The sequence below is a fragment of the Alphaproteobacteria bacterium LSUCC0396 genome, from assembly GCA_041228345.1.
GTDB lineage: Bacteria > Pseudomonadota > Alphaproteobacteria > Puniceispirillales > Puniceispirillaceae > UBA3439.
The window spans coordinates 1,242,698-1,264,567 of record CP166131.1 but is presented as its reverse complement, the minus strand read 5'-3'; the positions used below and the strand labels follow the sequence as shown (position 1 = coordinate 1,264,567).

Genomic DNA, 21,870 nt, shown 5'->3' with positions numbered 1-21,870 from the left:
ATGTCTCAGGATCTGAATCAAGACGCAAATAGTGTCGCTGCATGGATTGCGTCCTTGTTGAAGCAAAGAGGAATAGACCGGATATTTGGTCTTCAGGGAGGTCATATCCAGCCAATTTGGGACTGCCTTGGCAAGCAAGGCACTCGCATCATTGATGTGCGTGACGAGGGTGCAGCCGTACATATGGCTCATGCACATTCAGAATTAACTGGTCAACTGGGGGTTGCGATGGTCACTGCAGGTCCTGGCGTAACTAATTGTGTCACGGCAATGGCTAATGCTGCTTTGGCTCGCATGCCGGTTCTGCTCATCGGAGGCTGTACTTCAAGGCCTCAAGCGAACATGGGTCCACTTCAAGATATACCCCACACGGAGATATTAGCTCCGATATGCCGTTATGCAAGAACTGCGCGCGTCGCTGAACAAGTTATTCGAGAGTTTGATGAAGCTATTGCGCGTGCATTTGGTGATCTTGGTGAACCTGGTCCGGTCTATATAGAAATTCCCACTGACATTCTCCGAACTTCAGTTAAGAAAAGTTTAATCCCAAATGATTGGATGATCCCAAAGCCGATGCGTAAGTTATGTCCTGATCCTGAGCTGATTGAACAAGCCGCTCATCTGGTTCGTCAATCCAAGCGCCCATTAGTAATTACGGGTCGCGGTGGTAAAAATGCTAGGCATGAGTTGACCCGCTTCCTTGACACTATCGATGCTGTGTATCTGGACACACAAGAGAGCCGCGGCTTAATTGACCGCAACAACAAAGCGTTTGTTGGTGCAATGAGGGCGGCGGCAATGAATGGTGCCGATCTTGTCATTACGGTTGGCAGAAAGCTTGACTATCAAATGGGCTTTGGATCACCAGCAGTCTTTCCTGAAGCTAAATTTCTTCGTCTCGCTGACACGACTGGTGAATTAATCGACAATCGTCGTGGTGATGTTGAGGTACTTGCTGATGTGAAAACAAGCCTTGACGCGCTGAGTGACGCCCTAAAAATGAATGCAGGTAATCGTGACAGTCGTTGGTTAGATGACCTTCGTGAAAAGCATTTGAAGCGAATTCAGAAGGGTGCTTCCCGGGTGAATGATAATGTTGGCCCTGATGGCAAAATCCATCCTATGGCAATTTTTTATGCGATAGCTCAAGCCGCCACCGACGACTACATCGCGGTTGCAGATGGTGGGGACTTGTTAAGTTTCGCACGTATTGGGCTGGAAGCTGATACTTATATGGATGCTGGTGCATTTGGTTGTCTAGGAGTGGGGGTTCCTTTCGCCATAGCCGCTTCTTTGGCCTATCCCGAGAGAATGGTCATTTCTGTTAATGGTGATGGTGCCTATGGCATAAATGCCATGGAAATCGACACAGCCGTTCGTCATGGAGCTAAGGTTGTCTTTATTATCTCAAACAACGCAGCTTGGAATATTGAACGGTTTGATCAGGAAGCTAATTATGGTGGACGCGTTATTGGTACAACCCTGCGCCACTCAGATTATGCGGCGATGGCCATTGCGTTAGGAGCGCATGGTGAGCGAGTGGAAGATATAAGTAATTTGAACTCAGCTATCTCGCGCGCCATTAAAAACGCGCCCGCAGTAGTTGATGTTGTTACGTCTCAGCAGGTTGTGTCTTCTGATGCAAAAAAAGGTCTTGGTTTTGTTCCAGACTATCAAGCATTGACTGCTTGGGATGACGCAGAGCAGGTTCGAAGGCGATAATACAAATCAACGTAGCTAAGTCTAAATCCTCACCATCAGTTTTGAAGTCAACCAACTTATTTTGGCTATCGCCGTATCAAACGATTGCATAATCAAGGTGCAGGTAACGGCGGTTGCGTGCCCCCGCAACCAAAAACATAATAAAATCAGCAGTTTCTAGCCTCGCAAGCCTACGGGTTTGCGAGGCTTTTCTGCGTTTTAGGCCTACCCCATAGCGCAACCCATAGCGCCAAGCCCTCAGGCTCATTCGTATTTATGCGCATTTAATGCGCTTTTATGCTTGCGTAATAGTAAATATGCGCAAATCGCTGGCCAACGTCGGAAACCTCATGGGCTCGGAATGAGCTAGGACTTTAGTTCCATTTTTTTCTCACCTGAAAAAGTGATTGTTTTAGGTGAGAGTGTTTTGGTGAATTTCGCAATATGCTCTTCAATTAACCTTTCGATAGTTTTTTGGGCCTCTAAGGTAGGAAATTCCCAAATAACGGTCGAAATGTGAGGAGTTTGTGAATTTCGCCATGCGGTGAACCTTACCCCATCAGCTTTGCCAATTAGTTCAGGCCAGCGGGTTTGCAATATTGATTCAAAAAGTTCACATTCTTCTGTTGACGGAAATGTCCTGATAAAAATTTTTGTGAACATAAAAACCTACTTCGCAATTGAGGAGACAGATGACTAATCTCAAAATCGCATTGGAAATTTGGTTGAGCAAGAAGATTCTTTATCGTTCGGTCAAGACTGCATTGGTTGTGGGAACAATTTTAGCATTCATCAATCATGGTGATTTGATATTAAGTGGTGCGTTGACGGCCGAATGTTGGATCAAAATGAGTCTCACTTGTCTCGTGCCTTATTCAGTCGCTTCTTGGACCGCAACTAGAGCGCAAATGGAAAAAATAGAGCCAGTGTAAAATTGTTTAGGGCATTTTGGCATATGTTGAAGTCTTTTAACTGACACTATGGCTACGCGTTGCAAAGTAAATCGGCCATAGCGCCACCCCAACCGACTATTCCAACAAAAAAGCCGGCATTTTTAAGTGCCGACTTTCTTGTCTGTCTGGTTGATTGTGTTTACAGCTTCCCGATACTGAAGAACATCGTTTCACCTGAATGGTCATCTACGCCATCATTGTCCGTGGATACATAAGCGGTCCCATCTTTTGTAACCGCAAAGCCTTCAACTTTATCGAGAACATATCCGCCGGTTGATTTAAGGTCGGGTATTAAATCCCTTACAAGTTCCTTCTTCACTACAGGCACTTTCTCTCCAAGCTTTGCTGGCTTTAGTTGATCCACGGATACTCGGTATACCTTCTTAGTTAGAGCGGCTTCACCAATCTGATTGTCGCGCTCTATAATATACACGTGATTATCATGAGCGGTGATCTCTGATAATCCAACCCACCCTTTTTTAGGTTCAGCTTTAGGATAATGAACAGCGCCCCAAGTTTTATCTTTAGTATTGTAGGCAACAAGCTTTACATGATTTTTGGGATCATCCTTCCACTCACGCTGTATAGCAATCCAAAGAACGTCGCCAATTCGTGTCACACCTTCTGAGCCAAACCGCTTTTCAACGGAGAGGAGTTCAGCTGGAAAAGCGATCTCTTTTTTGATTTCCCCTTTGGCGTTGACGTTGTAAAGGGCGTGAGGAACGAGACGGTCAGTCCGCCCTTCGGAGGCTATCCAAAATCCACCTTTACCGTCTAACGTAATTCCCTCCATATCTAGTTTTTGGGCTGGCCGGCCTTGGCGCGTCACTCGAATCACGTCAACAATACGGGCGGGTTTGGTTTTTGGGTCAATCTTGAAAATGCTGGGCTGGTAACCGTAAAAACTGTCATTCACTGCGTAAATCATACCATCTTCATCAGCAACCATTCCAGAGATGGCACCCCAACCGGTTAAATTTTTCATGCCAGCTGAGGTTAGGTGTGGGTAAACAGCGGGTTTGTTTTGATATTCAAAGATCATTACATGTGATCTCGCTCCGCCATCATCAATTAAATCGTTCTCATTCGCTGAGACTAAAAGATTTCTTTGCGGGATGGTTACATAGCCCTCTGGGCCAACACCGGAGGGAAGAAGTTGTTTTAGAATGGGCTGCTTAAGGTTGCTAACATCATAAACGCCAACGACTGACGCTCTCTCAGCACCGATGAAAACAAATGGTGTGTTATTGAAAACGCCGGTCGTAACTGATTCAGGTTCGACGCCTTTTGCATCAGATCTTTTATCAGGGTAGTGACCAATTTTGATGATCTCTTGTTCAAAGCTATTGTTGCTTTCGTAAACTACTCGACCAGATTTATCAAAGATAGTCCAGCCCCTTGAACCGCCATTATAGTCACCTTCATTCGCAATCGCGATATGATCGTCGTCCACCCATTTGACCGCGTCAGGCTCCCGAAGACGGCCCTTTTGCGTTTCATTAAAGATCAATGCACCACGTTCATCAGTTGCGTCTATGTTGTACAGATCTACTGCTCCTGCTGAGAAATGAGATATAACCTTACCTTTCCGATCAACGATAGCGATGTGGTTATTCTCCTGCATGGTGACAACAGTCTCACCTCGACTGTTTATATCCACAAATTCAGGCTCTGGATCCGTGCTGCCAATCGCGGCAAGCCCGACTAAGCTAACCTCTTTTTTTGATAAGCAGTCTGCCGCATCGTTTCTGACATCAAACATTACAAGATTGCCGGCAGGCAGTTGAGGAATTTCGCCATTATTCAAATCTTCATCACGCTCATTTTCAACAGCGATTGAAATGAAACTTCCGTCCCTTGCCGCAGCTAGAGCGTCAGGCTGCCCACCAATATCGCAGGTCAATTTTATTGACTTGCTATCAATATCGATCACGACAAGTTTGCCTGATGGGTTTTTGTAAGATGTAGACGTGTTGACGCTAACATATGCTGTTCTGCCAATTACAACAACAGATGTTGGCTCGCCATCAACTTTAATATTTCCCAAAGGAGTTGGATTATTTGGGTTTTTGATACCGATCAAACCCACTGCTTTTTGTGGGCTATCAGTATAAATTAGGGTCATGCCATCTGCTGTAACATCGATTATCTCAGCTGATGTCTCTTTGTTTCTATCTCCGCCAGCTGGCATGTTTTGATAGGTTGGAAAAGACGCTATGCGATTAAAATTATGCTCTGCACTTGCAGCAGATGCATCTAGGGATACTGTAAGCACCAGCGCTGCGGACACCGAAAGTGCCAGTGACAGAATTATTTTGGGGTTTTTCATCATGGATTCCTATTCAAGAGGCTATACCACTCCCATAGGCATCTTTTTTTACATGGGCATTACAAAATTATGAAAATAACGTGACAAACACTGTCCACCATCTGTTCGCCATCCTTAAAGTGGCTTGAGAACTGCCTAAAAGTCATCTACCAAGCGACATGACCCTCGGAAATCCGTCATCTCTGCTAGGTTCATAAACTGAAGCTCGCGGGTCCAAATCCTGCCCCTGCAATCAACAAGACCCTACAGACTTATAAAATCGAGGTGCAAGTAACGGCGGTTGCGCGCCCCCGCAACCAATCTTGTATGCACTCCCTCGGCATTTGCCAGGGGGTGTTCGTTTTTTTGGAGTCCATGAATTTTGCGACGGGCGAAAAGAGATTCGGCAAGGGCCAAATAGGCAGTGAGGTTCTGGACTGTATCGCGGCTAGACAATTGGCCGGGCAGAATCTCTAGCATTTGTCCAAGGCCTTCTCAGCTGGTTGTCGATGGCGATCGCTGCGGCTTTGAGGTGCTCTGTCATTGCATGCGCTGCCTGGTCCGGATTACCGCTTTCGAGAGCCGATACAATTTTTTCCAGTTCGGCCTGAGCACTAACCCGGCGCGCTGCCGATTTGAAGGGTGCGCGATGGTAGGGGGCTATTCGAAGACGGCAGAATTCAACTGTGTCAGCCAGATCCTGATTTTGCGTTGCAGCAATTACCGCACTGTGAAAGTTCCTGTTTTCAAGGGCAAAGCCTTCAACATCTCCTTTTTGATGGCAGGCGTCACAGGCGTTGAGAACAAGCCTCAAACGCCCAAGCTCAATGGTGGTTATTCTCACTGCGGCCAGCCGTGCACAGAGTGTCTCAAGCAAAATAGATGTTTCACATAGCGAAGATACGCGGCCCGCTTCCACCCGCTGAACAACTGCGCCTGAGCGGGGCCTTCTGATTGCCAGTCCAGCCGAGACAAGCTGCTGCAGTGCTTCTCGGACTGGGGTGCGCGATACCCCATATTGCTCGGCAAGCGATCGCTCCTCAAGGCGAGACCCAGGCTCTCGCCTCCCATCGAGAATATCATCTGCCAGTTGCCGACGCAGTGCATTAGCCAGCGTGTCTCCAGAACCAACCCGCGGTGTTTTTCTTAAAGAAGCGATGGTTTTTTCCCCCATATTCAGCTGTCATCCTCCTCTTTATTCTGGCTATTATATAAGTGCAAATTTTCACTCCCATAAATACCATACCAGAACACATAGATTACATATCATCAGATCATTGCACCCCAAGCATTAATATGGCATACCAAAAGTAAGATATGTATGCAAAATACACATCAACTGACATTATGCGTTGGGAGAAAGCTCATGAGGTTGTTAACTATTTGGGGCAGGACCTTGGCCACAGTTGCTGTCGCAATCATTATAAATGCGGTGGCTGTAATGAATCCGGTAATGGCTGCATTTCCGGAAAAACCAATTACTATGGTGCTCGGGTCAACCCCAGGGTCGGCGCCCGATACATTGGGTCGCATTGTTGCTGAGCGAATGGCAAATGTTCTTGGCCAACCGGTCGTAGTTGAAAACAAGCAAGGTGCAAACGGCTCTATCGCTGCAACAAAGGTTGCCCAGGCAGACCCGGACGGTTACACTTTGATGCTAATGACAGCAGTGCATTCGATCACGCCGACAACGCGCAATGATCTCAAATATGATTTTGAGAAGGATTTCCGAGGCGTTGGCATGATGGCTTCTGTGCCTCTGCTTTTTGTTGTCAACAATGATCTTGGCACCGCGGACATGCAATCCTTTGTCCAGCGGGCGAAGGCGGGTGATATTTTCTATTCCGTCCCCGGTATCGGTGGAATCCAACATCTTGCCACTGAAGAATTTTCTAAACGAGCCGGAATCAAGATGACGGTTGTTCCCTATCGTGGTGGCGGGAACGCTACGAAGGCTGTGATTTCAAATGAGGTGCAGCTATTCTTCGCTGGTATTCCACCTGCACTTCCTCACGCAAAGTCTGGGGCGTTAACTGCACTTGGCATCTCGACGCCAGAGCGTTCACCGGCAGTGCCAGATGTCCCCACTATGATTGAGCTTGGCTATGAAGGGTTGACTGCGGATAATTGGCATGCGCTTTATGTTCGTTCGGATACGCCAGATGACATCGTCAAAATACTTTCAGATGCTCTCTCAGAGGTGCTGAAAATGCCAGAGACAGCTCGGCTTTTCCTGAATGTAGGGGCAACCCCCTGGATAAAAGGGCCTGATGAGCAAACCAAATTTGGGCATAGTGAAATCAAGCGTTGGCGGAGTGTTATTGAAGCTGCTGGCTTGACCTTCTAGTGACTTTTGGTGGCCGGGTTGCCTGAGGTCGCCCGGCCACTTCCTTGATTTTTAGACAAGCAGAATTTAACCATTGTCGCGCCAGTCTTTTTTGTGGGCGGTCTGATCTGGATTTGAGGATTGTATGGACAGCAAGCCTGAAGACAGCGTATCCCCAAATTTGAAGGCCAGGAACAAGGGCGTCGCGTTGGTTCTTGTTTTTATTGGCGCTTATGTGACATACAAGGCCTTTGGATATGGTCTGGGTGAATTGTCGCGTCTTGGTGCAGGGGCATTGCCCTTTATTCTGGGAATCCTCATCATTCTTGTCGGGCTGTTTATAGGCATCTTTAGCCCAGATGGCGAAGAACCGGCTCCAGCCACCAAATGGAGGCCTGTTGTTTTGGTCCTGAGCGCACTCCTTGCTTTCGCGCTCCTGATTGAGTCGGCCGGACTCATCGTTGCAACGGGGGCGTTGGTTTTTATATCCGGCATTGCTGATCCAGAGCATACATGGCGCAGCCTTTTGGCGATTTATATTTTCCTGCTTGGGACTGTATACATTATCTTTGTCCGGTTTTTGTCAATTCCATTTGATATGATTGGCGGCTAGGCAGATGGATACAATTTCAAATCTCATGCTTGGCTTTCAAGTGTTGCTGACAATAGAGACTCTCTGTCTTTGCCTGTTTGGCGTGACCGTGGGCATGCTTATCGGGGTGTTACCTGGCATCGGTTCCATGGCTGCAATATCCATGCTGATGCCGCTGACTTTCTATCTTGAGCCAAGCCAAGCATTGATCATGTTGGCAGGCATTTATTATGGTGCCCAATACGGCAATTCCATTACTTCAATTCTTTTGAATGTTCCAGGAACGCCCTCATCGGCTGTAACCGCATTGGACGGTTATCCGCTATGCAAGCAGGGAAAGGCGGGGCCAGCAATCTTCATCACAACTGTCGCCTCTTTTTTTGGGAGCTGTTTTGCCATTCTTTGCCTTGCTCTATTTACGCCGGCAATTGCCAAACTTGCTCTGAACTTCGGCTCCATTGAGTATTTCTCGCTGATGGTTTTTGGACTCATTACCGCATCTGTTGTGTCTCCAGGATCACAGCTCAAGGGAATTGCGATGGTGCTTTTGGGGCTTGTATTGGGGCTGGTGGGAACAGATATCACGACAGCGACCTTCCGCTTTACATTCGGTTTCATTGAATTGACAGATGGTGTCACACTTGTGGCAGTTGCGATGGGGGTCTTCGGGGCGACCGAAGTCATCACCAATCTCAGCCGTCCAAAACATCTGCGTGCCAAAGCCCAGAATGTGAGCATTCGTGAGCTTCTACCAACCGGCGACGATATGCGACAGGCGATAAAGCCCATGTTTCGCGGCGCACCTATCGGAACATTTCTGGGGGTCTTGCCTGGCGCTGGGGCTACGATATCATCGTTTATCGCCTATGGGGTTGAAAGACGCATCGCAAAAGATCGCAGCCGGTTCGGCAAGGGCGCGATCGAAGGGATTGCAGCACCCGAAACAGCCAACAACGCCGCTGCCCAAGGATCGTTCATACCGACCTTGTCGCTTGGCATCCCGGGTGATGGTGTGATGGCCTTGATGCTGGGCGCCCTTCTCATCCATGGTGTCAAGCCAGGGCCACAGCTCATCACTGAAAATCCGGAAATCTTCTGGGGCTTGCTGGCAAGCTTCTGGGTCGGAAACCTTTTGCTTCTTATAATGAACATTCCGATGATTGGAATCTGGGTCCGGATATTGAAGATACCCTATCGTCACCTCTTCCCCTGCATCCTGATGTTGGTCAGCGTTGGTGTATACAGTGTCAACAACAGTGCCTTTGATCTGATGATTGTTTTTGTCTTCACACTTCTGGGCTTTGCCATGTCGATGACGAAAATGTCCCCCGCACCAATGTTGCTGGGGATCGTGCTTGGCGTGATGATGGAGGACAATTTGAAGCGGGCGATGCTCTTGTCACGTGGCGACCCGATGATTTTTCTGGAACGCCCGATCAGTGCTGTCCTTCTTGGACTGACTCTGATTGTGCTTGTATTGCCTTTGGTGAAGATTTTCCGGGGCCGGACAAAAACAGGATAAATTTCAATGCGGACGGTATTTGTTTTATTTGATTCGCTCAATCGGCTGGCGTTGGAATGTTATGGTGGCATGAACGTCACGCCCAATTTTGCGCGTCTGGCCAGACATGGCGTAACCTTTGATACCCATTATGTTGGGAGTCTGCCTTGTATGCCGGCCCGCCGTGAAATTAACACCGGCAGACACAATTTCCTGCATCGCTCCTGGGGTCCACTTGAACCATTTGATGTATCCTTTGTTGAGAAGTTGCAGAAAAACGGAACCTACACCCATTTAATTTCAGATCATTATCACTACTGGAGTGATGGCGGGGCCACCTACCATAGCCGGTTTTCAAGCTGGGAGTTTTTGCGCGGACAGGCCTGGGATCCATTTTCTGCGCTGGTTGAGCCACCTGTTGGAATGGCTGCACGCTATCATCCGATGCAGCAACAAAGACATCAAGGGATGGTCAATCGTGAGTTTGTCAATTCAGAGACGGATTATTCCCTTGTTAAATGCTTTGAACGGGCTTTCCACTTTCTAGACAATAACCGGCAATCTGATAATTGGTTCATACAGCTTGAATGCTTTGACCCGCATGAACCATTCATGGCGCCGGACAGGTTCAAATCTCTTTACCCTTCTGACTATGATGGCCCAATTCTGGATTGGCCCCTTTACAAGAGGGTTGATGAAAGCCCTCAGGAAATCAACGAACTCAGGGCAAACTACGCTGCATTGCTGACAATGTGCGACTGGTATTTAGGCAAATTGCTCGACTATTTCGACGAACATGATCTCTGGAAGGATACAAGCCTGATTGTCACAACGGATCATGGCTTTCTGCTTGGAGAGCATGATTGGTGGGCTAAGAGCCGAATGCCGTTCTTTGAAGAAGTGAGCCATATTCCTCTGATTATATATCATCCGGATTTTGTGGATCACGCAGGTGAGCGACGAAGCGCCCTGACCCAGACGATTGATCTGATGCCAACCTTTCTCGAAATTCACGGGTGTCTTCTGCCTGAGACAGTCCAAGGTGTGTCGCTGCTGCCGCTGCTTGGTGGCGATCAAAAGATACGCGAAGCCGGAATCTTTGGACGGTTCGCCGCCGCGACAAATATCACTGACGGGCGATACACCTATTTCCGATATCCAGAGGACATGGAAAACCAGAATCTTTGGGAATATACACTGATGCCAACACATCAAAAGGGGCTGTTTGCCGATATCGAATTTGAGGGTGCCACGCTGGTCAAACCTTTCGCCTTCCTCGGCAATTTTCCAGTTATGCGACTGCCAGCAGGGCGCGCGCTTGTCAAAGGTCAAGGGGCCCAAATTGAGGATACTGTCACCGTTCTTTATGATCTGGAAAGCGACCCCGACCAGCAAAATCCAATCAACGATCCCGTCACCGAAGAGAGGCTCATAGCAGAAATGATTAAAATCATGCAGCAGACAGAGGCGCCGCCGGAAGCCTACGCACGACTTGGCTTTGATACACCTGCAGAGAGGGTTCGTAGATGACTGGTCATAATTTGCTGATAATCATGGTTGATGAAATGGCAGCTCAGGCAGTGGGTGCCTATGGAAACCGGATTGTAAAGACGCCCAACATTGATCGTCTTGCCGCCAGAGGTTTGCGTTTTACGAATGCCTATGCCAGCTCGCCAATCTGTGTGCCTGCGCGGGCCGCATTTGCCACGGGGCAATATCCGCATCAGACCGGATATTGGGACAATGTGTTTGCCTATGATGGTCGTGTGCGAGGTTGGGGACACCGGCTGCAGGAAGAGGGAAATCGCTTTACAACAATAGGAAAGCTTCACTATAAGGACGATGTTTGTGATACAGGCATCGATGAGCAAATTCTGCCAATGCATATATATGGTGGGGGTGATGTATTTGGTCTTGAGCGCGAAACACCCCCTGCGCGACCACAGAGCGCCTCTGTCGCGGCCGAGGTTGCTGTGGGCGATAGCCAATACACACGCTATGACAAGAAAATATGTGCTCTGACCGAAGAATGGTTCGGTTCAAGGGTTGCGGATCAGGGCGACAAGCCATGGGTCTGTTTTACATCCTTCATTGCTCCTCATTTTCCTTTCACTGTGCCGCAAGAATATATTGATCTCTACAATTTTTCAGACGTCACGCTGGCTTCAAAACCACTTACCAAAAAACCATCGATAGCGCCCTGGTGGGAGTTGCTCAGGTTCGGATATAACTTCGATGATTTTTTTGAGAATGACGATCATCGTCGTCTGGCTCTGTTGCATTATTACGCTTTGTCGAGTTTTGCTGATGAAAATGTTGGTCGTGTATTGACGGCATTGGAGGCGAGCGGGCAAGCTAACGATACGGTTGTGCTGTTCCTGTCAGATCACGGAGACAACATGGGATCCAGGGGTCTTTGGGGCAAATCCACCATGTATGAGGAATCTGTCCGGGTTCCCCTGATTCTTGCCGGGCCGCAAATTGCACAGGGTGTGGATTGCAATACCCCCGTTGGTCTCATAGACGCATATCAGACCGTGCTTGACATAGTTGGGGTTGATTTGACTGATGAGGACAAAGCCTTGCCGGGTCGATCATTGCTTGAGATTGCAGGCGATCCTTACGACAGCGAGCGCCAAGTCTTCTCCGAATATCACGCATCTTGTGCAAGGACCGGACTGATGATGCTTCGGAAGGGGCGCTTCAAGTTCATTCACTACACAGGTTTTGGCTCCGAACTGTTCGATCTGGAAGCCGATCCTCAGGAATTGAATGACTTGGCTGATGATCCTGCATTTGCTGATATTCTCAAGCAGTTCGAACGGGATCTCCGCGCCCTTGTAGACCCTGAGGAAACAGACAAACGGGCAAAATTTGATCAGCGTCAGCGGCTTGAAGAGCTTGGAGGCATGGCCTCGATTGTCGCGTCGGGTGGTGTCACACATACGCCTCCCCCCGGAGAGGATGGTCAGCGCATCTGAGACATTCAAGAAAAAGCCTTCTTCCGGGCATGGTTCAAGGGCAAATTTAAGAATATCACACAGGGGAGAACAGGGAATATGGATGGCCGCCAACCGAACATACTGCTCGTGATTGCCGATCAATGGTCGGCCAGTCGATTTGGATGCGCAGGTCATCCGACGGTACAAACGCCAACCCTGGATCAGATTGCCCGCAATGGTATCAGATTCACGCGCGCTTACAGCGAATGCCCAATTTGTATACCGGCCCGCAGGACGCTGATGACCGGGACGACAACCCGAACTCACGGAGACCGCGTGTTTCGGAAATCACAGCCAATGCCAAACCTTCCTACCTTGGCAGGCTGTTTCAGCGATGCGGGCTATCAAGCATTTTGTGTCGGAAAACTTCATGTATTTCCAGAGCGTGACCGAATTGGTTTCAATGATGTGCTTTTGTCAGAAGAAGGGCGGCCACATCTGGCCATAGACGATTATTCACTTTATCTTTCAGATCATGGGTTTACTGGCTCGGCCTTTGTGCATGGCCTGCCAAATAACAGCTATATTCATCGCCCGTGGCATCTTCCTGAACATTGTCATGCCACGAATTGGGCAACACAGGCCATGTGCCGCGTGATCAAGAGGCGTGATCCAACCCGTCCCGCCTTTTGGACCCTCTCATACGAGGCGCCACATCCGCCACTTGCCCCATTGGCTGTCTATATGGAATATTATCGTCAATTTGAAATGGAACCGCCTTTGGAGGCGTCTTGGATTGATGATCGGGAAAAGCTGCCTCATGCACTTCAGGCACTGCTCAACTATTATCCCAGTTTTGATAGTACTGCGCTGCAGGAACTGAAGCGGGCCTACTATGCGCTTTGCACACATCTGGACCATCAACTTCGTGTCGTGCTTGGCACCCTGCGTGAGGAACGGGAACTCGACAACACAATCATCCTTTTCTGCAGTGACCATGGAGAGATGCTGGGCGATTTTGGATTATTTGCAAAGCGCACCTTCTACGAGGGCTCGGCCGGCATCCCGATGATGCTGATGGGACTGCCGAATGATGAGCGCATTCAACCCGGCACATGTGATGACAGGCTGGTAGGGTTGCAAGATGTTATGCCGACCCTGCTGAGTCTTGCCGGTATTGATGTGCCGGAAAGCTGTGATGGACTATCCATGGTCGGAGAAAAGCGTCGGGAAATGCTTTATGGCGATGTGCTGGAGAACAACAGTGCCTCCCGGATGATGCATGATGGCCGTTATAAGCTGATATGGTATCCGGCGGGCAATATTGTGCAGCTGTTTGACCTTGAGTCGGATCCAAGGGAAACAAGAGATATTGCTGATTTGGATGAAATGAAGCCTGTGAGGGATCGTTTGGAAAAAGCATTATCTGGGTCCTGCTATGGCAAGGATGTCGAAGAGAAATGGGTGCAAAATGGCCAGCTTATAGGATATGATCCCGGACCATACGCCCCGAAGGTCGATCGAAGCTTTTCGGCGCAACGCGGACTGCATTATCCGCAGCCACCGGCAGGATCTGTGCCAGACGAAGTTGGATTTCCAGAATAGACGGCCTTGTTACTGCCGGATCATCTGCTTGTGCGATTAGATGTTTTCTGCAAATCGATCTGTGAATTTCAACAGCCCTGGTCTGTTTTGCCTGCCTCTGCCTCCAGCGCGGTGCCGAATTTTGGTGTGGCCGGTCTTGGTGCATCAAAAGCAGCCAATAGAGTGTCCCTTACGAAAGCAATATGGGCGGTTTCCTCAATAATTTCTGCCAGATACTGGGCTTTCATCAATGTTGAGCCGACGCCAATCGTGCCGTGATTGGCCAGAACGGCAGCCACAATATTCTTGTCGCGGAATACCGGGCTGATCTCAATTTCAGTCTGTGGCCCTCCCTTATCAGAAAGTGGAATCAGTGGCATTCGACCGATCTTTTCGATGGTTTGCACCGTCAAACACGGAATTTCCAAACCAGCGCTCGCATAACCCGTTGCCCATGGGCTGTGACAATGCACAACAGCATTAATATCGTCGCGTATACGATAAAGGTCGAGATGGAAGCCAAGGTCCTTGGATGGTTTGTAATCCGATGCCTCGATCGTTCCGTCAAGATTAACGATTTGCAGATTTTCATGGGTGCATTCATTAAACCCGACACCCGAGGGCTTGATTACGATTGCCTCTGTACTCTCAATCCGGACCGACAGATTGCCGCCAGCATTGGTTTGAAGCCCCTGCTGGAAACATCGTCTGGCGGTGGCTATCAAATCACTCTTTTTTTCAAAAATCTCATCTTGATCCAACATTACATGAGCTTCCTTTACAGTATCTCCAACAAAAGATGAACAGCCTTGTTGGCTGTCTCCGGCGCAAAGATATGGGCTGAAGTTCTGACTACTTCATATCTTTGCGCGCTGGCTTCTAGGGACTGCGCGGCGACTTCCCGAAGGTCGGCATCCTCAATAGCACCATCTGGCCGATCCTCACTGGAAAAACCGCCCATTGGCAACAGAACTTTTGTCGGCGCTTGGCCCGAATTCAACGCGGCCGCCAATTGGCTGGCCGCATTGTGCATCTCTTCAGCACTCATCTTTACATGGGTGAAATGCGCCGAATGCCGATAGTAAGGTCTGTCCAGAAAGTGAGGCGCGATGCTGTCTATGCTGCCAAGGCCGATGACATTCATGCCGCCGGGAAGAATGATACGCGGAATCTCTCCGGTCGCACTGAATCTGTCTGGCATCTCGATGCAAGTGCCAGCGACAACCATTCTGGTGATCTCGTGGACTGTCATATCGATTGCCGCAACAAAAGCACCCTCTCGAGCGTATTTGGCAAAGGCAGCCCCGCCGAAACCATTTGCATGAAAAGCTGTAACCTCATGACCCGCATCATTCAACTTTTTGCTGATTTCAATCCCGGCCTTGCTTGTTATGCCGAGCGTTGTCAATCCGACCGACGGTCTGGGATTGGAAGATTGGGCAAGATGGGCCAATCCCGCGACCAGACTTGCAGTCTTGTCAAAAACATTCCTTAAGGAGGGATTCAGACCTTCAATATCAACGATACTGGGAACAAGGATGATGGAATCTTCGGCCACTGCTGCCCGAGGGTCAAAAGGCAGGGTTGTCACCAGCACTCTTGAAACCTTGTTTGGCAGGGCTTTCATTACCCTTATAATCATGTCGCTTCCTGTTCCACCACCGACGCCCAGAACAACTGGTTCATGGCCTTCTGTAAATTCACCAATTTGACTGAGCGCATCGGCAACAGACTGGTCCATGGCCGACAGCTTGCGCTCGCCATCCCAGACTTGCCCGTTCGAACCCAGCGAGATATCGATTATGGTCACCGCCAGCTCATGCGCCAGCAACGCTTCCTTGATATAAGATACTGCCTGCCTTTTGGTTTCAACTGCGACAACCAACAGAACGGGTCTTCTCATAGTGCCACCTTGCATATTGTTGACTGGCTTCTCACATTTATGCATACAAAGAGGGCCAATTGAATGCAATTCAAAACTGAGGCTGTCCATACTACGAAATTAATTGAATGAGGATGTCATAAAAAATGGCTGATAGTGTGCAGAATCAAAATCTACCTCTTGCCCGGGCCATAGAGCTGCAGCTTGTTGAAGATATTTCCAGCGGGCTGCTTGAACCAGGCTGCAGGCTTGATGAATCCAGTCTTGCACAGCGCTTTGGCGCCTCCCGTACCCCGGTTCGTGAAGCTCTCCTCAGGTTGGCTGCCCAAGGTATTCTGGTTGAAGGCAACCGGCGAGGTATGCGTGTTGCTGAATACACGCGTTTGGAACTAAGTCAGATATTTGAGGCAATGCATGAGATTGAAATCGCCTGTGCCCGGATTGCAGCATCGCGTCTTACGCTGTTGTCTAGACATGAAATCGAAGTGGCTCAGGCAGAATGTACAGCGGCAGCTGAAGCTGGCGATCGAACGCGATTTCTGCGCGCCAATGAGGCTTTTCACCAGACGATATATCGCGCTACCGGAAATCCCTTCATTGCTGAGCTCGCCTCTGACTTTCGGCGCCAAACTGGCCCGTTTCGGGCCAAGAAATTTGTTGAGAAGCAGGACCTGATTGCTGCGGCAGAAGCTCATGAGCGTCTTATGCGTGATATTTTCAGCAAGGATTCGGCCACAGCGTCAAACGGCATGATGTCCTACATGACCGAGAGCCTTGGCAAGGCTCTCGCGGCAAATTGATTTGACAACAAAAGATGATAGTAAAGTATGCAAAAATATGCTTTTGTATACTCGAAGAAATATTTACCAAGGGAGAAAACAATTGGGCGTCGCGGAAACTAAGATTTACCCGATCAATACAGGATGGTTGGAGGCAGATCTCGGCACATATATTTTTTGGAAAGGTCCGGCTGGGAAAAAATACTGGAACCCTGTCTACTGCCACTATGTTGATACAGGCGAGCATAAAATCCTGATTGATACAGGTCTGTGTGACGAGCAGAGAGCGACGCTTTATCACCACAAATGTGAGAAGCGCGGCTGTCTGGAAGTGCATGATCATCTCGAACAGAAGCTTGGCGTCAGTTGTGACGAAATTGATGCGGTTATCTTTACCCATCTGCATTGGGATCATGTCCAAAATATGAAGCGTTTCAAGAATGCGCGTTATATAGCGCCCAAGGCTGAGATCGAGATGGCCTACAATCCACTGCCGCTTTACTATCGGACCTATGAATGTGGCATTCTTGGGATTGAGCCTGCCTATGCCGGCTGTGTATTCGAGGCTGTTGAAGACGAATGTGAAATCTTCCCTGGCATTACCATGTTCCACACACCCGGCCATTCTGTGGGACATATGGCAGTCACGGTTGCAACGCAGGCTGGCGATATTGTGATCGCCGGAGATGCGATATTTGTTGAACGCAACCTTGAACCCAACCCTGCAGAGAAATGGCGCTATTGGGTGCCTGCGCGTTTCGTTAATTCTTTTGAGGGCTGGAAATCTGTGGAAGAAATTGACAAGCGTGCAGACTATGTTCTTCCTTGCCACGATGAAGCCGCAAATGCGCGCTCACCTGTCTTCCCTTATGAGGGAATGCCAATTCGCAAGCGTCGGCAATCAATACCCGGCTTCCAATTTTACTTTGGGGACATGCCTGCAAATTCCGCTGACAAGATTTCCCCTGCCATGTCCGCTGAAGAGGCCGAGCTTTTCATTTCGAGCCTTGTCGATCCGAAGGATATGGCCGAATACTGAGAACTATGACATTTATTCTGGAAAGCCTGTTGGACATTGCCGATGAATATGACGCCCTTGTTTTTGATCAATGGGGCGTCCTGCACAATGGCACAGATCCCTATCCTCAAGCCGTCGATATCCTGATCGAACTGCGCCGCCGCGGACATTTCATGGCTGTGCTCTCAAATTCAGGCAGGCGCGCGAGACCCAATGAGGAGTTGATTGAACAAATAGGCTTTCCGCGCGGACTCTTTGGCCGTGTGATGTCTTCGGGTGAAGCGCTTTGGCAGGATATGTCAGCAGGCCGGATTGCTGAACAAATCTTTTTCAAGGTTGAGCGAAAACCCGGCGATGCTGAACAATTTGCCAGAGGTCTGAAAGTCGAGTTTGTTTCCCAAATACAAGAAGCCGAGGCGGTTCTTCTTCTTGGTGTGCCCGATGAAAGCGCTATTGAAGAATGGGAAGATAGCCTGAATGAGGCCGCCGCGCTCGGTCTGCCTTTTTACTGTGCCAATCCTGACCGGTTTTCTCCACGACCAGGTGGAAAGCTGGCCTTGCAGCCGGGTTCTCTGGCTTACGCCTACAAGGATAGGGGTGGCCCGGTTTCCTTTTATGGAAAGCCCCATCTGCCTGTGTTTTCAGGGCTTGAGCGCGCTGTTGATATGATCGGGGGCCGGTTTCTCATGATTGGGGATAGCCTGGAGCATGATATTGCCGGGGCAAGCACTGCCGGCTGGGACAGCGTGTTTGTCTTGGGTGGCCTTCACAAATCCGGGATTGACGAGAATGATGTTCCCGGCAGCATTGAAAATCTTGCAATCGCGCATGGAATCAAGCCCCCAACTTTTGCCATCAGGGAAGCCAAGTGATGTATCACGAACTGCTTACAAAGGATTTTTGTTCGCTTTCTGCCCAGTTGGGCCGGGATCCGTTGCAGGTTCAGGGGCCGGGAGGCAATACTTCAATCAAAGGTGAGGAGGTCATGTGGATCAAGGCCTCTGGCAAAGAGTTGGCTGATGCAGAAACCAAGAATATATTTGTGGCAGTTGACCTTGATGCAGCCCGAGCGGAGATAATTGGCAAGGGTGATGGCAATTGCCAGGCCGCTGTGATCGACCCCGAACAGAAGCTAAGACCCTCTATTGAGACAACTTTCCATGCCATACTTCCATGGCCGGTGGTGGTCCATACCCATTCCGTAGCTGCTATCGTCCATGCCATTTCTCCCCAAGGCCGGGCTGCGGCTGCTGAAAAGCTGTCGGGGCTTGCTTTTGCATTTGTGCCCTATCGAAAGCCGGGGCTGCCACTTACCGCAGAAATCATTGCATCTATCAATTCAGAAACCCAAGTCATTATGCTTCAAAATCATGGGTTAATTTGTTGCGGACAAAATGTTCAGGAAGTCGCTGAACTCATTGCGGCAGTCGAGGGACGGCTTGCTCTTGGCGTTGCAGACATGGTAGCGGCGCCGTGCGAGACTCCGCCGGAGGGGACAAGATGGGCAGCTAATGTAACAAGGCTGGGGACAGATCCGCGCTTGTTTGATCTGGCGCGTGCAGGATCCTATTATCCTGATCATGTTGTGTTTCTTGGCCCCGCACTTCCACTGGCCACAAAATTTGAAGACCGCCCCGCAATGCTGGTTGAGAGAAAAGGGGTGTTGGTAAAAACAGATGCGACGCCAGTTCAGATATCAATGTTGGACTGTCTTGGGGCAGTCCTGTTACGCCTGCCCGAAAATTGGCAAGCCGAGCCAATCGGGCGTCAGGCAGAAGAGGAACTTTTGAACTGGGACGCAGAAAAATACCGTATGTCACTTGCCCGGCCCGGTTGATAGATGCTGGCACTTGGGATTGACATAGGCACCTCCGGCGTCAGGAGTGCCGTGCTGGATGAAGGTGGCAATCTCCTGTCCGCTTCGCGTTCTCCACATCTTTTTCGGGAAGCAGGTGATATTCAGGCCGAAGATTGGTGGTCATCGGTCCGGGCTTGTTTGGCCGTCACTGTCAAAGCGTTGCGCGAAGCGAAGCTGGACCCGCGCGATATCGGGGTTTTGGCAGTAGATGGAACCTCGGGCAGCATGGTTTTGGTGGATGCCGATATCTGTCCTGTGACACCAGCGCTGATGTATAATTCCTCGGGCTTTGACGCAGAAGCGGAGATGATCAGACGCCATGGGCCGACGCACCACATTGGTCAGGGTTCAAGTTCCGCTTTGGCTCGCCTTATCCGGCTGCAGTCCTATGACCGGTCGGGTTCAGCCAGCTTTCTCTGTCACCAGGCTGATTTTATTATGGCACGCCTGACGGGAGTTGCGGGGTATTCAGACCAGAATAATGCGCTCAAGACGGGCTATAACCCACAAAGTGAAACTTGGCCTGACTGGCTTGAGGCTGCTGGTGTTCGAATAGACCTCTTGCCATGTGTTTTACCTCCCGGGCGGGCCGTCCGGCAGATTGAACCCAAGATTGCAGATGAATTTGGCTTTGGACGCGATCTTGTCATCAAGGCTGGTACGACTGACAGCATTGCTGCCTATCTGGCAACCGGCGCCTCCGGGATGGGTACCGCCGTAACCTCTCTTGGCACGACTCTGGCTATAAAGATGCTGAGTCCGGCCCGGATCGAAGATCTCTCAATGGGACTTTACAGTCACAAAATTGGGAATGCCTGGATAGCGGGCGGCGCTTCGAATACAGGGGGCGGAGTGCTTCTTAGCTTCTTTGATGAGGATCAACTGCGGGAGTTGAGCGCTCTTATTGACCCTTCGATTGAAACTGGTCTTGATTATTATCCGCTGCTGCACCCAGGCGAGAGGTTTCCGATAAATGACCCGGATATGTTTCCGCGACTTACACCCCGGCCCAAAGATGATGTTCATTTCCTGCATGGATTGTTGGAAGGGATAGCCCGCATCGAGAGTAAAGGCTATGCGGCGCTGGAAACTATGGGAGGTGGAGCTGTTCAGCGGATACTCACAGTTGGAGGGGGTGCAGGCAATGAAACCTGGCGGCTGATAAGAGAACGCGAGATAGGTGTGCCTGTTGAAACCGCAGCTCAGGATCAGGCCAGCATAGGCGCAGCACTGCTGGCACTTCGCGAAATCTGAAGATACAGGGACAAGTCTTGATGCTGTGCGCATGATGTCAGCCAAGGGGGCAGTCATCGCTGTATTACCTGATATTTATGCCCTTAGTGAGGCCATATGGGGTGATGACATTGGACTGGCAAAGATTGAACATGATGAGGCTCAGCGGCAAATAAGTATGGTTTACAGGAATGATATCAATTACATGGATAAAATTGAATTGATATGTGGTCTTATGAAATAAGAATATCAACGTCTATTAGCATTAAATCCTTCCTGGTGATGACAGGATTATCAGGATAAACAGTTCGTCAGGTATTGATCCTCGCCAATTTAACTGGCCCAGTATTATGGATAGTGACTGGAGGATTGAGAATGTCAAACAAGCGACCGAAGCTGGAAGAGATTGTCTCGACGTTACGGCAAGTTGAAGTGTTGATGGGGCAGGACATATCCCTTATGGCGGGTCTGGCCCCAGGCCGTTGCGTCAAAAATAAGAAAAGAGGAGTATTTGAATAATGAGGATGTGTTTGATGTGATGCGCCGGTCTGTCAGCGCGCAGCAGCCGCGGACAAAATTTATCTCGCTCCCTATCCCGATGTATGCCACCTTTGAAAATGATCAGGTTCTGGCATGGGACAAATTGATTGGTCTCTCGCAATGGAGTTGTTATTCTTCCAATGCGGGTGCGGCCCTGTCCACGGCCCTGATTGATTCCGAAGAAGCAGTTATGGGACGCGAAGTGACCCTGCTTTGGGGAGAGCCAAACTCTAAGCGCCGCACGGTAGAGGCACATGATCCCGTTGGTATCAGAGCAAAAATTTCTCCGGTGCCTTATTTTGAAAAATCAATCAAGCGCATCGGCTAAATGAACGCACCTTGGGAACAGCTCGTGACGCCTGAAGTCAACTCTTTTTACAGGTAATATCTCCCTGAAATCTGGCTTGATGACTATGGCTACTATATGCATGCCAAAGTGGTGGATGCTAAGAATAAGGCTTTAAGGCTGTTTTTGACTGGCTGATTATAGCGAGCGGAGTGAGTTAAAAGAGACTTTATGATTACAAAATCAAGGTGCAAGTAACGGCGGTTGCGTGCCCCCGCAACCATCGTTAATTGGCCCCTAGCTTTTGGCTAGGGGCTTTTCTTTTTGTTTGGCGTTAACATGGCTGATAGTTAGTTATACAACCAAT

At 49.4% G+C, this 21,870-nt stretch carries 21 protein-coding genes; 16 read left to right on the top strand and 5 right to left on the bottom strand.

Translation table 11 applies throughout. The features are described from left to right. Entirely contained in the window at positions 1 to 1,722 is a 1,722-nt protein-coding gene (locus AB8881_06100) for a thiamine pyrophosphate-binding protein (protein ID XDZ64452.1), read from the top strand. A gap of 345 nt (positions 1,723 to 2,067) precedes the next feature. On the opposite strand, the gene AB8881_06095 is transcribed toward AB8881_06100, so the two are convergent. After that, entirely contained in the window at positions 2,068 to 2,364 is a 297-nt protein-coding gene (locus AB8881_06095; GenBank protein XDZ64451.1) for a transcriptional regulator, read from the bottom strand. A 29-nt stretch (positions 2,365 to 2,393) separates the two neighbouring features. On the opposite strand from AB8881_06095, the gene nrtS reads away from it, so the two are divergent. Further along, positions 2,394 to 2,633, top strand: coding sequence for a nitrate/nitrite transporter NrtS (gene nrtS / locus AB8881_06090; protein ID XDZ64450.1), 240 nt, complete (start codon positions 2,394 to 2,396; stop codon positions 2,631 to 2,633). 160 nt (positions 2,634 to 2,793) lie between these two features. Here nrtS and AB8881_06085 read toward each other — a convergent pair whose 3' ends face one another. Together AB8881_06085 and AB8881_06080 are read right to left on the bottom strand one after the other, a co-directional pair. Beyond that, entirely contained in the window at positions 2,794 to 4,986 is a 2,193-nt protein-coding gene (locus AB8881_06085; GenBank protein XDZ64449.1) for an esterase-like activity of phytase family protein, read from the bottom strand. A 424-nt stretch (positions 4,987 to 5,410) separates the two neighbouring features. Then, positions 5,411 to 6,136: a GntR family transcriptional regulator gene (locus AB8881_06080; protein XDZ64448.1), complete on the bottom strand. Its 726-nt coding sequence runs from the start codon at positions 6,134 to 6,136 to the stop codon at positions 5,411 to 5,413. 222 nt (positions 6,137 to 6,358) lie between these two features. On the opposite strand from AB8881_06080, the gene AB8881_06075 reads away from it, so the two are divergent. The 6 genes from AB8881_06075 (at position 6,359) to AB8881_06050 (ending at position 13,928) form a co-directional block, all read left to right on the top strand. Next, positions 6,359 to 7,309: a Bug family tripartite tricarboxylate transporter substrate binding protein gene (locus tag AB8881_06075; GenBank protein XDZ64447.1), complete on the top strand. Its 951-nt coding sequence runs from the start codon at positions 6,359 to 6,361 to the stop codon at positions 7,307 to 7,309. 124 nt (positions 7,310 to 7,433) lie between these two features. Next, complete coding sequence (locus tag AB8881_06070) at positions 7,434 to 7,901, top strand: tripartite tricarboxylate transporter TctB family protein (protein XDZ64446.1); 468 nt, start codon at positions 7,434 to 7,436, stop codon at positions 7,899 to 7,901. Between the two features lie 4 nt (positions 7,902 to 7,905). Further along, complete coding sequence (locus AB8881_06065) at positions 7,906 to 9,402, top strand: tripartite tricarboxylate transporter permease (GenBank protein XDZ64445.1); 1,497 nt, start codon at positions 7,906 to 7,908, stop codon at positions 9,400 to 9,402. A 6-nt stretch (positions 9,403 to 9,408) separates the two neighbouring features. Next, entirely contained in the window at positions 9,409 to 10,911 is a 1,503-nt protein-coding gene (locus AB8881_06060; protein ID XDZ64444.1) for a sulfatase, read from the top strand. After that, positions 10,908 to 12,362 carry a sulfatase-like hydrolase/transferase gene (locus AB8881_06055; protein XDZ64443.1) on the top strand — a complete coding sequence of 485 codons (1,455 nt, stop codon included), beginning with the start codon at positions 10,908 to 10,910 and terminating at the stop codon, positions 12,360 to 12,362. Before AB8881_06060 ends, AB8881_06055 begins: the two co-directional genes overlap by 4 nt. A 78-nt stretch (positions 12,363 to 12,440) precedes the next feature. Further along, on the top strand, positions 12,441 to 13,928 hold the full coding sequence (locus AB8881_06050) for a sulfatase-like hydrolase/transferase (protein ID XDZ64442.1): 1,488 nt from the start codon (positions 12,441 to 12,443) through the stop codon (positions 13,926 to 13,928). Positions 13,929 to 13,996: 68 nt separating this feature from the next. Here AB8881_06050 and AB8881_06045 read toward each other — a convergent pair whose 3' ends face one another. Both AB8881_06045 and AB8881_06040 read right to left on the bottom strand, forming a co-directional pair. Next, the gene (locus AB8881_06045) at positions 13,997 to 14,671 is read right to left on the bottom strand and encodes a class II aldolase/adducin family protein (GenBank protein XDZ64441.1); all 675 of its coding nucleotides are present in this window, start codon (positions 14,669 to 14,671) and stop codon (positions 13,997 to 13,999) included. A 14-nt stretch (positions 14,672 to 14,685) separates the two neighbouring features. Next, positions 14,686 to 15,900 carry a Tm-1-like ATP-binding domain-containing protein gene (locus AB8881_06040; protein ID XDZ64440.1) on the bottom strand — a complete coding sequence of 405 codons (1,215 nt, stop codon included), beginning with the start codon at positions 15,898 to 15,900 and terminating at the stop codon, positions 14,686 to 14,688. A gap of 35 nt (positions 15,901 to 15,935) precedes the next feature. Between AB8881_06040 and AB8881_06035 the strand changes: the two genes are divergently transcribed. The 8 genes from AB8881_06035 to AB8881_06000 all read left to right on the top strand — a co-directional run bounded on the left by AB8881_06035 (position 15,936) and on the right by AB8881_06000 (position 21,545). After that, the gene (locus AB8881_06035) at positions 15,936 to 16,589 is read left to right on the top strand and encodes a GntR family transcriptional regulator (GenBank protein XDZ64439.1); all 654 of its coding nucleotides are present in this window, start codon (positions 15,936 to 15,938) and stop codon (positions 16,587 to 16,589) included. Position 16,590: 1 nt separating this feature from the next. Then, complete coding sequence (locus AB8881_06030; protein ID XDZ64438.1) at positions 16,591 to 17,607, top strand: N-acyl homoserine lactonase family protein; 1,017 nt, start codon at positions 16,591 to 16,593, stop codon at positions 17,605 to 17,607. A 5-nt stretch (positions 17,608 to 17,612) separates the two neighbouring features. Further along, on the top strand, positions 17,613 to 18,458 hold the full coding sequence (locus AB8881_06025; GenBank protein ID XDZ64437.1) for a TIGR01459 family HAD-type hydrolase: 846 nt from the start codon (positions 17,613 to 17,615) through the stop codon (positions 18,456 to 18,458). Next, positions 18,458 to 19,423, top strand: a complete 966-nt coding sequence (locus AB8881_06020; GenBank protein XDZ64436.1) for a class II aldolase/adducin family protein — start codon at positions 18,458 to 18,460, stop codon at positions 19,421 to 19,423. Before AB8881_06025 ends, AB8881_06020 begins: the two co-directional genes overlap by 1 nt. A 3-nt stretch (positions 19,424 to 19,426) precedes the next feature. Beyond that, a complete protein-coding gene (locus AB8881_06015; GenBank protein XDZ64435.1) occupies positions 19,427 to 20,698 on the top strand; it encodes an FGGY-family carbohydrate kinase in 1,272 nt (423 codons plus the stop codon). Between the two features lie 31 nt (positions 20,699 to 20,729). Further along, positions 20,730 to 20,921: a hypothetical protein gene (locus AB8881_06010; protein XDZ64434.1), complete on the top strand. Its 192-nt coding sequence runs from the start codon at positions 20,730 to 20,732 to the stop codon at positions 20,919 to 20,921. A gap of 131 nt (positions 20,922 to 21,052) precedes the next feature. Then, a complete protein-coding gene (locus AB8881_06005; GenBank protein XDZ64433.1) occupies positions 21,053 to 21,196 on the top strand; it encodes a hypothetical protein in 144 nt (47 codons plus the stop codon). After that, positions 21,189 to 21,545: a hypothetical protein gene (locus AB8881_06000; protein ID XDZ64432.1), complete on the top strand. Its 357-nt coding sequence runs from the start codon at positions 21,189 to 21,191 to the stop codon at positions 21,543 to 21,545. Before AB8881_06005 ends, AB8881_06000 begins: the two co-directional genes overlap by 8 nt. The last annotated feature ends 325 nt before the right edge of the window (positions 21,546 to 21,870 follow it).

Bases quoted from the DNA above. Each gene is read 5' to 3' on its own strand.
- AB8881_06065 (XDZ64445.1), top strand. From the start codon at position 7,906: ATGGATACAATTTCAAATCTCATGCTTGGCTTTCAAGTGTTGCTGACA.
- AB8881_06085 (XDZ64449.1), bottom strand. From the start codon at position 4,986: ATGATGAAAAACCCCAAAATAATTCTGTCACTGGCACTTTCGGTGTCC.
- AB8881_06100 (XDZ64452.1), top strand. From the start codon at position 1: ATGTCTCAGGATCTGAATCAAGACGCAAATAGTGTCGCTGCATGGATT.
- AB8881_06015 (XDZ64435.1), top strand. From the start codon at position 19,427: ATGCTGGCACTTGGGATTGACATAGGCACCTCCGGCGTCAGGAGTGCC.
- AB8881_06060 (XDZ64444.1), top strand. From the start codon at position 9,409: ATGCGGACGGTATTTGTTTTATTTGATTCGCTCAATCGGCTGGCGTTG.
- nrtS (XDZ64450.1), top strand. From the start codon at position 2,394: ATGACTAATCTCAAAATCGCATTGGAAATTTGGTTGAGCAAGAAGATT.
- AB8881_06045 (XDZ64441.1), bottom strand. From the start codon at position 14,671: ATGTTGGATCAAGATGAGATTTTTGAAAAAAAGAGTGATTTGATAGCC.
- AB8881_06025 (XDZ64437.1), top strand. From the start codon at position 17,613: ATGACATTTATTCTGGAAAGCCTGTTGGACATTGCCGATGAATATGAC.
- AB8881_06055 (XDZ64443.1), top strand. From the start codon at position 10,908: ATGACTGGTCATAATTTGCTGATAATCATGGTTGATGAAATGGCAGCT.
- AB8881_06035 (XDZ64439.1), top strand. From the start codon at position 15,936: ATGGCTGATAGTGTGCAGAATCAAAATCTACCTCTTGCCCGGGCCATA.
- AB8881_06070 (XDZ64446.1), top strand. From the start codon at position 7,434: ATGGACAGCAAGCCTGAAGACAGCGTATCCCCAAATTTGAAGGCCAGG.
- AB8881_06095 (XDZ64451.1), bottom strand. From the start codon at position 2,364: ATGTTCACAAAAATTTTTATCAGGACATTTCCGTCAACAGAAGAATGT.
- AB8881_06080 (XDZ64448.1), bottom strand. From the start codon at position 6,136: ATGGGGGAAAAAACCATCGCTTCTTTAAGAAAAACACCGCGGGTTGGT.
- AB8881_06005 (XDZ64433.1), top strand. From the start codon at position 21,053: ATGTCAAACAAGCGACCGAAGCTGGAAGAGATTGTCTCGACGTTACGG.
- AB8881_06050 (XDZ64442.1), top strand. From the start codon at position 12,441: ATGGATGGCCGCCAACCGAACATACTGCTCGTGATTGCCGATCAATGG.
- AB8881_06010 (XDZ64434.1), top strand. From the start codon at position 20,730: ATGATGTCAGCCAAGGGGGCAGTCATCGCTGTATTACCTGATATTTAT.
- AB8881_06020 (XDZ64436.1), top strand. From the start codon at position 18,458: ATGTATCACGAACTGCTTACAAAGGATTTTTGTTCGCTTTCTGCCCAG.
- AB8881_06040 (XDZ64440.1), bottom strand. From the start codon at position 15,900: ATGGACAGCCTCAGTTTTGAATTGCATTCAATTGGCCCTCTTTGTATG.